The 14,521-nt window shown below is 57.0% G+C and carries 16 protein-coding genes and 1 tRNA gene; 11 read left to right on the top strand and 6 right to left on the bottom strand.

The features are described 5' to 3' along the window. Window positions 1–140: 140 nt before the first annotated feature. From dnaK to HY298_02040, 3 genes are read right to left on the bottom strand one after another with little or no spacing between them, the layout of a single operon-like run. Window positions 141–2,006: a molecular chaperone DnaK gene (gene dnaK, locus HY298_02050; protein MBI3849062.1), complete on the bottom strand. Its 1,866-nt coding sequence runs from the start codon at window positions 2,004–2,006 to the stop codon at window positions 141–143. A gap of 24 nt (window positions 2,007–2,030) precedes the next feature. Next, entirely contained in the window at window positions 2,031–2,492 is a 462-nt protein-coding gene (locus tag HY298_02045) for a YbhB/YbcL family Raf kinase inhibitor-like protein (GenBank protein ID MBI3849061.1), read from the bottom strand. 22 nt (window positions 2,493–2,514) lie between these two features. Next, window positions 2,515–2,745: a hypothetical protein gene (locus HY298_02040; protein ID MBI3849060.1), complete on the bottom strand. Its 231-nt coding sequence runs from the start codon at window positions 2,743–2,745 to the stop codon at window positions 2,515–2,517. Between the two features lie 342 nt (window positions 2,746–3,087). Here HY298_02040 and HY298_02035 point away from each other — a divergent pair, with 342 nt between their 5' ends. The 5 genes from HY298_02035 to HY298_02015 all read left to right on the top strand — a co-directional run bounded on the left by HY298_02035 (window position 3,088) and on the right by HY298_02015 (window position 4,973). Next, window positions 3,088–3,396: a DUF2934 domain-containing protein gene (locus HY298_02035; GenBank protein MBI3849059.1), complete on the top strand. Its 309-nt coding sequence runs from the start codon at window positions 3,088–3,090 to the stop codon at window positions 3,394–3,396. Between the two features lie 130 nt (window positions 3,397–3,526). Then, complete coding sequence (locus HY298_02030) at window positions 3,527–4,021, top strand: Hsp20/alpha crystallin family protein (protein ID MBI3849058.1); 495 nt, start codon at window positions 3,527–3,529, stop codon at window positions 4,019–4,021. A gap of 135 nt (window positions 4,022–4,156) precedes the next feature. After that, the gene (locus HY298_02025; protein ID MBI3849057.1) at window positions 4,157–4,486 is read left to right on the top strand and encodes a hypothetical protein; all 330 of its coding nucleotides are present in this window, start codon (window positions 4,157–4,159) and stop codon (window positions 4,484–4,486) included. Between the two features lie 115 nt (window positions 4,487–4,601). Next, window positions 4,602–4,678: transfer RNA gene (locus HY298_02020), tRNA-Ile, on the top strand. 127 nt (window positions 4,679–4,805) lie between these two features. Next, window positions 4,806–4,973: a helix-turn-helix domain-containing protein gene (locus HY298_02015; protein ID MBI3849056.1), complete on the top strand. Its 168-nt coding sequence runs from the start codon at window positions 4,806–4,808 to the stop codon at window positions 4,971–4,973. A gap of 362 nt (window positions 4,974–5,335) precedes the next feature. Here HY298_02015 and rpoD read toward each other — a convergent pair whose 3' ends face one another. The 3 genes from rpoD to queA form a co-directional block, all read right to left on the bottom strand. After that, window positions 5,336–7,222: an RNA polymerase sigma factor RpoD gene (gene rpoD / locus HY298_02010; protein ID MBI3849055.1), complete on the bottom strand. Its 1,887-nt coding sequence runs from the start codon at window positions 7,220–7,222 to the stop codon at window positions 5,336–5,338. Between the two features lie 327 nt (window positions 7,223–7,549). Continuing rightward, complete coding sequence (locus HY298_02005) at window positions 7,550–8,302, bottom strand: dihydrofolate reductase family protein (protein MBI3849054.1); 753 nt, start codon at window positions 8,300–8,302, stop codon at window positions 7,550–7,552. Beyond that, window positions 8,299–9,375: a tRNA preQ1(34) S-adenosylmethionine ribosyltransferase-isomerase QueA gene (queA, locus tag HY298_02000; GenBank protein ID MBI3849053.1), complete on the bottom strand. Its 1,077-nt coding sequence runs from the start codon at window positions 9,373–9,375 to the stop codon at window positions 8,299–8,301. Before queA ends, HY298_02005 begins: the two co-directional genes overlap by 4 nt. 414 nt (window positions 9,376–9,789) lie before the next feature. On the opposite strand from queA, the gene HY298_01995 reads away from it, so the two are divergent. The 6 genes from HY298_01995 (at window position 9,790) to HY298_01970 (ending at window position 14,448) form a co-directional block, all read left to right on the top strand. Then, window positions 9,790–10,254, top strand: coding sequence for a hypothetical protein (locus tag HY298_01995; GenBank protein MBI3849052.1), 465 nt, complete (start codon window positions 9,790–9,792; stop codon window positions 10,252–10,254). Between the two features lie 5 nt (window positions 10,255–10,259). After that, on the top strand, window positions 10,260–10,874 hold the full coding sequence (locus HY298_01990; protein ID MBI3849051.1) for a hypothetical protein: 615 nt from the start codon (window positions 10,260–10,262) through the stop codon (window positions 10,872–10,874). Continuing rightward, on the top strand, window positions 10,823–11,854 hold the full coding sequence (gene rsmH / locus HY298_01985; GenBank protein MBI3849050.1) for a 16S rRNA (cytosine(1402)-N(4))-methyltransferase RsmH: 1,032 nt from the start codon (window positions 10,823–10,825) through the stop codon (window positions 11,852–11,854). The genes HY298_01990 and rsmH overlap by 52 nt, the downstream gene beginning before the upstream one ends. 1 nt (window position 11,855) lies before the next feature. Continuing rightward, window positions 11,856–12,230 (top strand): hypothetical protein, encoded by a 375-nt coding sequence (locus HY298_01980; GenBank protein ID MBI3849049.1) that lies wholly within the window; start codon window positions 11,856–11,858, stop codon window positions 12,228–12,230. 87 nt (window positions 12,231–12,317) lie between these two features. After that, window positions 12,318–14,198 carry a penicillin-binding protein 2 gene (locus tag HY298_01975; GenBank protein MBI3849048.1) on the top strand — a complete coding sequence of 627 codons (1,881 nt, stop codon included), beginning with the start codon at window positions 12,318–12,320 and terminating at the stop codon, window positions 14,196–14,198. A gap of 22 nt (window positions 14,199–14,220) precedes the next feature. After that, entirely contained in the window at window positions 14,221–14,448 is a 228-nt protein-coding gene (locus tag HY298_01970) for a hypothetical protein (protein MBI3849047.1), read from the top strand. Window positions 14,449–14,521: the final 73 nt, after the last annotated feature.

Raw genomic sequence — 14,521 nt, 5'->3', positions numbered from 1 at the left:
TCGCGGGCCGCGCGTTTCAACTGGCCTGGTTCGCTTGGCGAACAGAAGGCCAGGACTGGTCCCGGCGGGGTAAACCGGGAACAGGCCCTTGATTGAGCGTCAGATAAAGATGGGTTGGACGCACAAGGCTCCTGGGTTCGCTACGGCTGTTTTGTTTCCCGGAACTCCGCATCCACGACCTTGCCGCGTGAGCCGGACCCGCTGGGGCGTGGTTCGCCGGTCGGTTCCTGTACACCGGCACGCGCGTGGGGCGTCCTGGCAGCAGCTTCGGCGTAGAGCTTCTTGCCGACTTCCTGCAACGCGTCCTTGAGCTTGTCCGCGCGCTCGGTGGCGAGGGCGGCGTCCTTCTTCTTGATGGCCTCCTTGGTTTCGCTCACCGCGGTGTCGATGCGCTTCTTCAAGTCGTCGGCAATCTTGTCGCTGTGATCCGCCAGCGTCTTCTCCGCCTGGTAGCAGAGGGCGTCGGCGTTGTTGAGCTGGTCCACTTCCCGGCGGTGCTTCTTGTCGGCCTCGGCAGACTGCTCCGCTTGCTTGACCATGCGCTCCTTCTCCGCGTCGGTCAGCCGCGTCGAGCCGCTGATACGAATCGACTGTGACTTGCCCGTGGCGGTGTCCTTGGCCGACACGTCGAGGATTCCGTTGGCGTCGATGTCGAAGGTGACTTCAATCTTTGGCATCCCGCGCGGGGCGGGCGCGAGCCCCTCGAGGTTGAATTCGCCGAGGCTGGTGTTGTCCGCCGCGAAGGGGCGCTCGCCTTGGAAGACGTGGATGGTCACGGCCGTCTGCAGGTCGGCGGCTGTGGTGAACATCTCGGTGCGTTTGACGGGAATGGGCGTGTTGCGCGCGATGAGCGACGTGGCCACGCCGCCAAGCGTCTCGACGCCAAGCGTGAGCGGTGTGACATCGACGAGGACGATGTTGCCGACTTCGCCACTGAGCACGCCGGCCTGGACCGCCGCGCCACAGGCCACGACTTCCATTGGATCCACGCCCTTCTCGGCTTTGCGATGAAGCAGTTCTTCAAAGAACTCGCGTACGCACGGCATCCGCGTAGGGCCGCCAACAAAGACCAGTTTGTCGAGTTCACGCGGGGCGAGGCCGGCATCGTGGAGGGCCTGTTCGACCGGCGCGCGGCAGCGGTCGATGACGGGGCGGACGATGTGTTCGAGCGTGGCGCGGGTCAGTTCGTAATCCAGATGCGCCGGTTCGCCGCGCACGGCGGCGAGGAACGGGAGGTTCACGCGCGTCGTGCTGCTGGTGGAGAGTTCAATCTTGGCGACCTCGCCGGCTTCCATGAGGCGGGCGCGGGCTTTGATGTCCGTGCGCGGATCGACGCCGGTTTGTTCCTTGAACTTGTCAGCCAAGTGTTCGAACACGGCCAGGTTCATGTCGGTCCCGCCGAGCTGCGTGTCGCCGCTGGTGGCTTTGACCTCAAAGACGCCTTTGCCAAACTCCATGATGGTCACGTCGAGAGTGCCCCCGCCCAGGTCCACCACCGCGATGCGGAGTTCCTGCTTGAGTCGGTCGAGCCCGTAGGCTAGGGAGGCAGCGGTGGGTTCGTTCACGAGTCGCACGACCTCGAGTCCGGCGATTTTCGCGGCGTCCTTGGTGGCGCTGCGCTGGTTGTCGTCAAAGTAGGCCGGCACGGTGACGACGGCCTTGTCGACCGATTCGCCCAGGAAGGCTTCCGCATCGCGTTTGATCTTTTGGAGCAGGAAAGCTGAAAGCTGTTCAGGAGTGAATTCCTTGTCACGCAAGCGAACGCGCAGGCGCTGCCCCATCTTGCGTTTGAAGGCGGTGGTGGTGCCCTCGGGATTCACGGTGAGTTGGCGGCGCGCCAGTTCGCCGACGAGCGTATGGCCGTCGGCGGTGATGGCGACGAAGCTGGGAAAGGCCTTGCCGCCGAGGCTCACGCCTTCCGCGCTGGGAATGATGACAGGCCGGCCGACGCGCAAAACCGCGGCGGCGGAGTTCGAAGTGCCCAGGTCGATGCCGATGATAGCCATAGTATTTCCTCCGGTTGTGGCGCTTTACCGCCGGCGTTGATAAACGCCCATCAACGAAGCTTCGCTGAGGACGTGGCCTTGCATCGCTTTAAGCAGGTCTGGCTTCGTCACGCGTGGTTTCAGCGCCAGTTCGGTGTCGAGCGCGTAGAGTTTGAAAAAGTAACGGTGAGGCGTGCCCGGCGGCGGACAGGGACCACCGTAACCGGTACGTTTGAAATGCGTGATGCCCTGCCTCGCGCCGTCGGGCAGCTTATCGCTCGTGGGAAGTTTCTCCGGCAACGCGCTGATGGAGGCCGGCAGCCCGTAGAGTACCCAATGCACCCATGTCCCCATGGGTGCGTCCGGGTCATCGCAGATCAAGGCGAAACTCTTTGTGCCCGGCGGCGCGCCGCTCCATTGCAACGGTGGCGAGACGTCGGCACCGTCGCAAGTGTATTTGGTCGGAATGGGATGACCTTCGGCAAAGGTTTCGCTGGTGAGTTTCATTTCGCCTTCCCTTCATCGATGATTAGAAACCGACGGCCGCCCAGGCTCCAGAGCCGCAGCAACAGATGTTTGCCCGAATCGTGGCGCGTGGCCCCAATGGCATTCTCGGCGTTGCGACATTGAGGCGAGTCGTCGATTCCGAACTGGGCGGTGGCGCCGCGCGATGACTCCACAGCAAGGGCAGGGCGAGCAGGCAGGCGCCCGCCGCGTAGAGCGCGATGACCTTAAGCATTCGGTTAAGTGAAAAGCTCATAGTCTTTGTTCTTGCGAAGCCATTGACACGGCGCAGAGACGTTCTGCGGCGCGAGAGCTCCCGCTTTGGATTTCCAGTGTGAGTGGCGTTCCTGCCATCATTCATTTTCTCGCTCCTTTGTCCCTATGCGCTTTCCGTATCTTGGCTAAGACACACCGGAATTTGTCCGGCCTCATACCGACCAGAACGCGCTGTGCGTTTTCCGAAGCGATTACCCCATTGCTTCGTAGGCGAATTCCTTACCCAGAGGCATTCGATTCCTGATTCAAAATAAGACGCGCGTCTAATTGCTGGTGCGGTGATGGAAAAGTAAATTAGTACAATGAAATCGAAGGCAAACGTATGAACACGCCAACTTTAGAGACAACACAGAACAATCAGGAAACAATCGCTTCCGTGGCTAAATCACTTTGGGAAGAGGGTGGCCGACAATCCAGTCACGATCTCGATTATTGGCTGGAAGCCGAAAAGAAGGTCTTGGCTCAACGAAAGTCAGTTGCGGCTGATACAAACAGCGCGATGTCAAAGCCGCCCCCAGCCGTCTCGAATCCGGTGACGAATACTGCAAGCGCTCGTGCCGTAGCCCCGAAACCATCGCGGCGACTCCGGGTATCTCAACTTGCAAATCAACGACGCGCGCCAGTGCTTTAGCGAGGTTGATTGACTTGCAGATGCCGAGGCGGGGCTTGACCCGCGTAAACGGTGCTAGGGATTGGCAAAACGGCGGAGCCAACTTCACACCGCAAAAACGAATGCCGCCGGAAATTGAAAAACACGAACTATGAATACACTGACTAAATGGAATCCGTTTCGGAAATCGAATGAACTGGAAGAGTGGGGATCGATAACTCGCTGGAATCCCATCCGCGAGATGGAGCGGATGCAGAGCCGCATGAATCAAATCTTCGGCTCCTGGCCGGAGTTGAAAGAACCGATGACGGTCACCGAATGGTCGCCGTTGGTGGATATCGTCGAGGAAGAACGCGAGTACCTCCTCAAAGCCGAAGTGCCCGAAGTAAAAAAGGAAGATCTAAAAGTGAAAGTGGAGGACGGTGTATTAAGTATCATCGGCGAGCGGAAGGCCGAGAAGGAAGAGAAGGGTAAAAAGTATCATCGCATCGAGCGCTGTTACGGAAGCTTCGAACGCTCCTTCACGCTGCCTGACGACGCGGATGGAACTAAGGTCACATCGGAGTTCAAGGACGGCGTTCTGAAGATCCATTTGCCGAAGAATCCGAATGCTAAGTCGAAGGCTATCGACGTGAAAATCCAGTAACGGTGCCGCGCGTAGGCCGCCAAGAATGAGTTTGTTGGGTTACCTGTCCGTCTCAACCGACGCGACAGCACGGCGCATCGCGTTGAAAGCCGAAATCGCCGCGACCACCGACGCGCTCAAGGCGGCAATCCGCTCGTGATTGAGATAGGCACGATTCGTTCGCTCGAAGCGAACGTCCAAGGATTTGAGGAGCGTGCGTCCAAGCTTGAATACGACATTGCCGACGCCAACAAGCGGGCGAAAGAGTTGGAAACCAAAGTCGGCGCGCATTTCGAGCGCGAGGAGCGTTACCAACAGTTGACCCGTCGCCAGAGTGAGATCGAGGAAAAACTGGACCTCACCAAGAACCAAGCGCCAAGCCAGGTCGAAGCAGCGTCAGTTGACGAGAGCCAGGAGAAAAACTTGAAAACGCAGAACAAAGCAAACGCAGTCCGGCCGAAACACCGGATGAAAGCGAGCGTTTGAACCTGAAACTAAACAGCCCTCGCTCATGCTCTTGGTCAGGAGCATGGAGCATGACAATTCAATCTTTCGGCTCTGCTATTGAAAGTTCCTGGTGCTTCTGCAACCTTTCCCACGTGGGCCTGTAGCTCAATTGGTTAGAGCAGAGCACTCATAATGCTTTGGTTCTCGGTTCAAGTCCGAGCAGGCCCACCAATCCCACCTAACCGGTCACGCTCGCCTTCATCCATCACTCAATTTGGATAACGACATGTTGTGTCCCAGATTCACCAAAGAAGTCGCGATGGGTCGTATGCTGTCGGCTCGTGAAACTTGAGCTTTTATGAATGCGACAACGATTCCCGAATGTCAGACCCTTGACGTGAAAAACAGCGCGACCGAATTGGGCGTATGCGAAGAAACGGTGCGGCGTCTCGTTCGCCGCAAGGTGCTGCGGAAGCTGCCTGGGCTGCGACGCATTCTGATTCCGAGGGCTGAAGTTCAACGCTAATTGGAAGCTGGTGAAGGAGCTATTCCTGCGAAAGCACTCTCAAAAAGTGGCCCAGAAGTGGCCCAGAAAAAATCAGCGTTTGCGTAAGTGTTGTGAAATGAAAAAGATGCGAGCCAACCACCAAGCGATTATGAGTCGCCTGCTCTAACCACTGAGCTATGGGTCCATAGTCGAATGGTTCGGACAAAGAATTATTCTGCTGACCGCCGGGCAGGGGACAAGTTAATTCGCCCGCCGCGGCGGACGAACTTTTTCAGGCAGGCGGTAAGTATTCTGTTGCGGCAAAACGTTGGACGGAGCAAACCCACGTCAACTGGGAGTTTGCCTGGAACGCACAACAGGATACGAAAGCAAGAGTCGAGTTATTCCACTTCCTGTATTTCCAGGAAGCCGTGCAACTGGCGGATGCGGGTGGGATGCCGCATTTTGCGCAAGGCTTTGGCTTCAATCTGGCGGATGCGCTCCCGCGTAACTTTGAATTGTTTGCCGACTTCTTCCAGCGTGCGCGAATAACCGTCGCCCAGGCCAAAGCGCAGTTCCAAAACCTTTCGTTCGCGCTCGGTCAGGCTCGTCAGCACGTCGCCCAATTTGTCCTTCAACAGACTGAAACTGGTCATCTCGGCCGGGTTTTCGGTGGCCTTGTCCTCGATGAAGTCGCCGAAGTTGGTGTCTTCACTGTCGCCCACGGGGGATTGCAACGAGATGGGTTGTTGCGCCATTTTCAATACGGCGCGGACGCGTTCGACCGGAAGTTGCATTTCATCCGCCATTTCTTCCGGCGTGGCTTCGCGCCCGAAATCCTGGATGAGTTGTTTCTGCACCCGCATCAGCTTGTTGATGGTCTCGATCATGTGCACGGGAATGCGGATGGTGCGGGCCTGGTCGGCAATGGACCGGGTGATGGCCTGGCGAATCCACCAGGTGGCGTAGGTGGAGAATTTGTAGCCGCGGCGGTATTCAAACTTTTCCACCGCCTTCATCAACCCCATGTTGCCTTCCTGGATCAAGTCAAGGAAGGAGAGGCCGCGATTGGTGTATTTCTTGGCGATGGAAATGACGAGCCGCAGATTGGCTTCCACCATCTCAGTCTTGGCCTGGAGCGCTTTGGCGGAAAAACGTTTCAACTGTTCGTAAGCTTTGAGGTAATCGCTGTCGGGCATGCGAACGAACTCCTCGAGGGCGCGGATTTTGCACTCCTCAGAATGGATGACGGCCTGTTGTTGGGGGGACTTGCGCTGTCGGTCCCATTCCTGAATCACCCGCCGGCTCAACTGGATTTTGTCATGGATATTCTCTGCGACCAGCGACATTTCTTCGATGACTCTTTGCTTGTAGTAAAACTTTATAAAAGTGCCCTGGAGCTTCTTGTCGTGCTTTTTGAAGGCGGTAAAGAGTTTGTCGCGTTTGGTCTTGGAAGAGCCGTTGCGCCATTGCGCGTATTTTTCATCCACTTGCTGGTCGATGAGGCGAACGTGTCGCACCAGTTTGCGGAGCGTTTTGAGGTGACTTTCGCGGCCGTCAATTTTTTTGTCCACGACGACGCGGTCGAACCGTTCTTTCGGTGGTTCGGAGATCAATTTTTCGGCCAATGCAATGTGTTCCTTGCCGGCAAATCCAAAACTGTAGATGATTCGCTTGACCTCATTTTCCGCGTTCTCAATCCGCTTGGAAATCTCCACTTCCTGTTCGCGCGTCAGCAAAGCCACCTGCCCCATCTGCTTAAGATACATGCGTACGGGATCATCCAGAATGTCCAGCCGCCCCTTTTCCTCCTCTTCTTCGGGTTCCGGCTGCTTGATGCGATCGACCTCCGCCTGATCCACGATCTCGATCTCGAGGTTGCGCAGTTTGATATAAATCTCGTCCAGTTCTTCCGGTGAGTTGACGCTTTCCGGCAACGCGTCATTGATATCGCCATAGGTCAGGTAGCCTTGTTCCTGGGCCAGACGGACCAAATCCTTGATCTTTTCGGTCAATTCCACGCCGGTCAGACTTCGGATGGTGCCGACGTGCGGCAGGGCGGCGGCGGGCCCGACACCCGCCAGGTGCGCGGGGTTTTTGCGGCGCTCGTGGTTTACGCGAAGTTTATCGTGGGTCCCGGTATGCATTTTGCCTGCCCGCATCGAAGGTGCGATTGTTTGGTCAGGAGTTGCTGGCTGGCGTCTGACAGCGGTGGATTGGTCGGGGGGGTGAGCGATTGATTTGCCGCCGGATTTTAAGGTCGATTTCCTAACCTTCGATTTTCCCATAATGCTTCTGCTGTGCGCCACTCAATTGTCTGCAAATTAGCCGGGGAATATTGTGAGTCTGTTCCGCAGAGTCAAGAGGGGAAAACAGCAGCGTCATGAAAAAATCTGAAAGCAGAAATTGGGAAATCATAAATGTGCTTCCGCCGCCGCGAAACGCAGATCAACTCAGATTCGGATTCCGATCTTGTGGTTTTCTGGTCCACGCCCATCCGGGTCCAATTGCGTAGGCTTTTCAGTCCCGTTTTGCCAAGGGCTGCTTTTTCCACGGCATTCAGAACTCTGCTGGTTCATGGTTTGAACCATCCACTCTCCGGTCTCAACTCTCTTTCAACGCAGGACTTGATAGACCAGGAACAATTCGTCCGCCACACGTTTCAGCGACTTCAATCTCAGATGTGTCGCCTCACCCAATCTCGCGAGGCCACGGCCGTCAGCGATTGTCGGTGGGGTGTGGCCACCAAATATCTTCGGACACACCGTGAGGTGCAATTCGTCCACCAGACCTGCAGCAAACAAGGCGCTGTTGAGTTCGCCGCCGCCTTCGCAAAGCAGCCGTTTGATTTTCCATTGTCTCCGCAACCAGCGCAGGGCGTTGCGAAAATCAATCCTGGTCGCGCCGAGGATTTTCACTTCATCCGCCAAGGCCCGAAGTGTTTTGAGTTTAACCCTCGTCGCACGTTTCGTTGTGAGAAGGAGGATGGGAGAAAAGCGGTGTCGGAATATTTCGGCACGTGGATTGATTGTGCCGCTGCCGCTGACGATGACGCGCAAGTTGTAATCTGCGAGTCCGTTTTTGAGCCGCAGACGACGGTATTTGGCTGGACCGGGACCAAGGTTCACAGGGTTGGAGTCCACCGTGCGCGCGCCAGCCATCACGGCGTCCGCTGTGGCACGCAATGCCAACAAGTGGTCGTGATCACGCCGGCTGCCGAAGGAGGAAAAGGCGCGATTGGCCGTGGCAATCTTGCCATCTGCCGTCATCGCCATGTTCACCAGGATGAAAGGAAGTTCTGAGTTTCGGGTTTTGAGTTTCGGATGGCCCGAGGCTGGCCTTCGCCTGTTCGTGCGTGAGTTATTCATAAGATCAACATCGCGTCGCCGTAACTGAAGAAGCGATAGTGCTCGCGCACCGCTTCGGCGTAAGCGGACAGAACCATCTCGCGTCCGCGAATCTCGTTGGGAGCGGCGAAGGAGCTGACCAACATCAGCAAGGTGGAACGCGGCAGATGGAAATTGGTCAACACGGCGTCTGCAATTTTGAATGGGTAGGGCGGGTAAATAAAAATCTTGGTGCGGCCCTTGCCGGGGATCATCTGCCCATGATGTTTCCTGGCCACGCTCTCCAATACGCGAACGGTGGTTGTGCCGACGGCAATGACCCGACGGTTGGAGCGTTTTGCTTCGTTAATGATGTTTGCCGTTTCCCCGCTGAGTTCATATCGCTCCTCATGCATGATGTGAGCGGCGAGTGATTCAGTTTTGACGGGCGCGAAAGTGGCAAGCCCAACGTGCAGCGTCACAAAACAAACCTGCACTTCGCGTGCGCGGATTTCATCCAGCAATGCCTGGGTGAAATGAAGCCCGGCGGTCGGCGCGGCGACGGAGCCAGCGGGCCGGGCGTAAACCGTTTGGTACCGCACCCGGTCCTGGTCGCGTTGGCCGGCACCGGCGCGCCGGATATACGGTGGCAGGGGAACCTCACCCAAGGCATCCAGCGACAGGCGAATGTCTGGCGCGCCTGTGAAGCGCAGACGACGATGCCCTTCTTCATTTTTGTCGATCACGGTCGCCTGCACGTGGCTGCAATTGCCGTCCGCATCGCGCAAATCAATTTGTGTTCCGATGCGCGCGCGTCTGCCCGGTCGCAACATCACCCACCAATCGTTGAGCTTGTTCTCCTCCAGCAACAGAATTTCAAATTGTCCGCCGCTCCTCGCATTGGTGCCGCGCAAGCGCGCGGGAATGACACGCGAATTGTTGAGCACAAGCACATCGCCAGGACGCAGATACGCCAGCAGATCGCGAAAGTGACGATGAAAGATCTGGCCATCGTTGCGTTGCAGAACCAGCAACCTTGATTGGTCGCGTTCGTCCGCCGGTGATTGCGCAATCAGCGCGGGCGGCAGAAAAAAATCAAAATCAGCAGTGCGCACGCTATAGAATTGTTCAAGGCATCGCCCAAATTATACCTGCCACAGCCTCCACAGCTTCGCGCTCGTTTCAAAGATTATTTCGAAAGTGGAACAGAAGGTTGCGAGGTGCGTGAACTCCAGCCATTTATCCCTTTTATCGAGGCTGCCAAGGGCAACATTCCCAACCCCATATGCAACCTCGGTTGTGAACTACAGCGAGCAAATTCCTTCAAATGCCCATAAACTGCCGCATTCATTGGGTTTTGTTCGTTCAAGTTCGAGTCTTTCCAGTAGGTTACAACGGACGCACAAGTTGTGAATAACTTCGTAATAAACAAATCCGCGAGAAAATTGTTGACAATGAATGGGGGAAAGTGGTTAACAGTGGGTCGTTGTGGATAGAAATGGGTTGATGTTTGGCCCAACTAAACCTGAATGCCAACTGAATCTACCAACGAGTTGATCCATTATCACTCGCTATTTCGTCGCGGCGTGGACGAGAAGCGGCGCGTGCAGATCCCTGCCAAATGGCGTCCGACGAAGCCGGACGTGGAACTCACGTTGATACTTTGGCCAAACGGTGCGCAGGCGGAGGCTTGCCTGCTGGTCTTGCCGCCGCCGGAAATGCAAGCGTTGGCGGGAAAAATCAAAGCGATGCCTTTCGCCGATCCAAAGGCGTCTGCATTGCGGCGACTATTGGGCAGCAAATCGGCGAGCGTGGCTTTGGACAAAGGCGGACGCATTTGTGTGCCTGAAGTGATGGCGAAGGCAGTGAATATCGAGAAGGAAGCGGTGCTGGTTGGATTGGTGGACCGGTTTGAGATTTGGAATCCCGAACGCTACGAAACCGCGAGTGCGGTGGATGCGGCGTTGTTACCGGAAGCGTTTAAACTGATTTAATGCCCATGAACCCAATGCAACTTCTCACGGCGAGCAAATCTTTGATGGACATCAAAGAAGCAACCGGCCGTTACCGGATGACAGAAGGGTTGTTGCCCAAATTCAATTCCAATGCCCGCACCATTCCGCCTGCTTCGACGAGAAAGACAGAACCAATCACTCCATCGCCAGTGTCGCAAATTCAAGCTCCCCCAATGACCAAGTGGGAAGCAAAACCAAAAATACTACCGGTCAAGTCATTGTTGATTGGCACGAGGGAAATTTTCTTGAAGAGCGGAATCTCCATTCTCGCTGTCTGTGGCAAGGCGTCTGCGTCAGTCACAAGCGCGCTGAAAAAAATCAACCCGCTTTCGTATTGGGGGCGACGCAGGTGCCAGGGGAAACCCGAAAACGCCAGACTCATCAAGGCTGCGGTGCAGGGCGAGCTCTCTTTGGATAAGGTCAAAGTGGTTCGGAATGATTTGAGTGACACGGATCTGGAAATCATTCCCGTGCACAACCGGGAAAAGCCGGATGCGCCGCAACAAGTTCCGATGCAGGTAAGCGGCCGCGAGCCGATGGCGAAATCATGGGGACGATTGGCATCGCGGATTTTCGGTTCGGAGCAAACGCCCATTTGACAGGGACATCATGCGTGGCACGCAATTTCGTCCACAACCCAGTGATGGTGGCGGAGGTGATGGCTGCGATAAGACCGCGGCCGGGGGGGCGGTACGCCGACGGAACGGTCGGTGGGGGTGGACACGCAGCAGCCATTTTGGCCGCGAGCCGTCCGACTGGGTGGTTATCTGGCTGCGATCGCGATGGCGCCGCCCTTGAAGCAACCCGGCGACGGCTGGCGGAATTTGCGGGTCGCTTCGAACTTCGCCAGGGGAATTTTGCGGAGTTGGGCGATTGGGTGGCGCCGGACAGTTGCGACGGAGTGTTATTGGACCTGGGTGTCAGTTCGCCGCAACTCGATTCGGCAGAGCGCGGGTTTAGTTTTCAACAGGACGGCCCGCTCGATATGCGGATGGACCCGCGCCAGCAATTGACGGCGGCGAATTTGGTGAATGAAGCGAGCGCGGATGAGCTGGCGAGAATATTTTGGGAGCTGGGCGATGAACGGCAAGCGCGACGGTTCGCGCGGGCCATTGAGCAAGAACGCGCTCAGCGCCGCAGCGGCGCACGGGCCGGAGGCCAACAGCGTCGGATCGAGACGACTGCGCAACTGGCAAAGCTGATTGAACGATTGGCGCCGCGTCGCGGAAAGAAGACGCATCCAGCGACGCGGATTTTTCAGGCGTTACGCCTGGCAGTAAATGAAGAGATCAGTTCTTTGGAACGCGGATTGGCGGCTGCCTTGAAGATTCTGAAACCGGGCGGGCGGCTGGTGGTCATCACGTTTCATTCGATCGAAGACCGTGTCGTGAAGGATTTCGGACGTGAGAGGACGCGGGAATACACTTTCGAGGGCGAAGTGGACGTGCCGGAGTTGCGACGACCACGCGTCCCGGAAATGAAATGGGTGCAGCGCAAAGCGGTGAAACCATCGCCCGCCGAGTTGGCCGCGAATCCGCGCTGCCGGAGCGCGCAGTTGCGGGTGTTGGAAAAAATTTAACATGGCGCGAAATCAAAAAAATCAGTCTGCGGCGATTCGCTTTGGCCCCGCACTCAAAGCCCTGTTGCTGTGCCTGTTCATTGGCGGGTCCGGCATCGGCTATGTCTGGCAGAAAAACCAGATCGACCAACTCGGCCAGCAGATGAAACGGCGCGAAGTGCGGCTGAGTGAATTACAGCGCCAGAACAAATTAGGGCGCGACACGCTGGCGGCGCTGCGTTCCCCGAAATGGCTGGATTATCGGGTGAAGGAACTGAAGTTGGGACTGGGCCTGCCGCAACCGTCGCAGATCCGGACGTTGATCGAACCCCGGCTCGGCGTTGGGGGCGAACGGCATTACGCCAGCGACCAGACGCGCGATGGAACGATGCCTTGAGCAAAACGATGAATTTTTTACCGCCGCCCGTGACGCCGTCGGATGAGGAACCGATCGGCACGGGCGGTTGGTAAACTTTGAAAACAAATGGTCAAGAGTTTGCAATATCAGAGGGTGTTGACGCTGGCGCTGTTGCTGGTGGCGGCTTTTGGCGGGTTGGGCTACCGCTTGGTGGACCTGCAGGTGTTGCGCCACGCTCAACTTCTGGCCAAGGCGCAGGAATACACCGAGCGCACATTGCAAGTCGCGCCCCGGCGCGGGGACATCCTCGATGCGCGGGGCAATCTCCTGGCCACGAGCATCTTCGTCAAAACCGTTTGCGCCGACCCCAGTTTGATGGGCGATCGTTATGCCGAAGTGGCGCGGGTGCTCGCGCCGTTGCTGAAAGTCAGCGAAGTCTCTCTCGCCGAACGGCTCAAGCCGCGCGTGCTCCGCCTCAACCCCAAGGGCGAACCCGTCTTCGATCAAAACGTCCCGCTCAAATCCAAGGTCAAAATCGAGGAGTGGAAAAGCATTCAAGAAAGTCTCGCGAGCCAGACCTTCGGCATGGACGTTAGCAAGCTGACCAAAAAGGAAAGAATCTTTCTGCGCGATTTACAACACAAGGCCATTTTTGCTGAAGAAGAACAAATGCGAATTTATCCCAATCAGGCTCTAGCCGCGCATGTGCTGGGGTACCTCGACAACTCGGGGCGCGGCGTGGATGGCATTGAAAGAACGCTGGACGCGGAACTGGACGGCGCGCGTGGCTGGCGACAGACGGAGAGAGACAAACGGGGGCGCGAGTTGGTGGCCCTGCGCCAGCAGGACGTGGAGGCGCGCGACGGTTTGAATGTCGTGCTCACCATTGATTCGGTGCTGCAACACATCGTCGAATCCGAATTGGCTGCGGCGATGCTGAAGCATACCCCGATCAGCATTTCGGGTATCGTGGTGCGACCGCGCACGGGTGAAATCCTGGCGCTGGCAACGCTGCCCAATTTCGACCCCAACAATCTCAGCAACGATCCCCGGGAGGTGGACGCACGTCGCAATCGGATCATTAGCGACATTGCGGAGCCGGGATCAACGTTCAAAATCGTGGTGGTTTCCGGCGCGTTGAACGACCGAGTGGTGAGACTGACAGATGTTTTCGATTGCGAGCGCGGAAGATTTATCTTTGCCGGCAAAGTGCTGAAAGATCACGAATCCTACGGCGTGCTCTCGGTGGAGAATATTATTACCAAGTCCTCCAACATCGGCGCGGCCAAGATTGGAATCAAACTGGGGGAGGCGCAACTCTACCGTTACATGCGAGACTTCGGGTTCGGGGCGCGCACGGGCATCCCGCTCAGCGGCGAAGTCAGCGGCATCGTGCATCCGCCGAAGCAGTGGACGAAGCTCTCCATTTCCCGCATACCGATGGGGCACGAAGTGGCGGTGACACCGTTGCAGATGGTGATGGCGATGAGCGCCATTGCCAACCACGGCTGGTTGATGCAACCCATGTTGGTGGAACGACTGGAGGATGCGGATCACCAAACGGTGGTCAGCTATTCCCCGCAGCCGGTGCGGCAGGTCATCAGTGCAGCCGCGGCCCGGCAAATGGTGACGGCCCTCAAAACGGTGGTGAGTCCGCAAGGCACGGCGGCCAAGGCCGCGTTGGATCATTACACCGTGGCCGGCAAGACCGGCACCGCGCAGAAAAACTTCAACGGCGTTTACTCGAACGAAAAATTCTTCTCCTCGTTCATTGGATTCTTTCCGGCGGACGAACCGGAACTTTGCATTTCTGTGGTGATGGACGAACCGAAACATGGTTACTACGGCGGACAGGCCGCGGCGCCGGTATTCAAGCAGATCGCCGAACGTGCCGCCAACTATCTGAACATCCGGCCGGACAACCTTGAGGAAACGCCTTTGTCGGAAACCATCGCCGGCGCCGTCACCAACTTTTCAGCCAAGACAGTCGCAGTTCGTTCACCCTGAAACCCTGAACCAAAGGTATAAAATGAATGCACTACCCCTCATCTCCCACCATCTGCTCGTCGCGGCGGTCGCGGAGCAACGCAGCACGCGCGGTTGCGGCGCGGTGAGAAAGAAACCAATCGTCATCGAATGTGACTCCAATGCGGTTACATCGTCCGCGGACATTGAAGAGGCCACCGGACCTTTGCGAGCGGTGGTAGAGCGGCAGGTTTCGACGCGAGGGTTGGCCGGTGCGGCCTGGCCGTTTTAAGGGGATCACAAGGCAAAACAGAGGATAACAATCCGGAAACAGAAATCATTTTTGCTTTCGAGTTTCTGCTTTC

Source organism: Verrucomicrobiota bacterium (assembly GCA_016200005.1).
GTDB lineage: Bacteria > Verrucomicrobiota > Verrucomicrobiia > Limisphaerales > PALSA-1396 > PALSA-1396.
The sequence above is the reverse complement of the archived record's forward strand: the minus strand, read 5'-3'. Positions and strand labels throughout refer to the sequence as shown.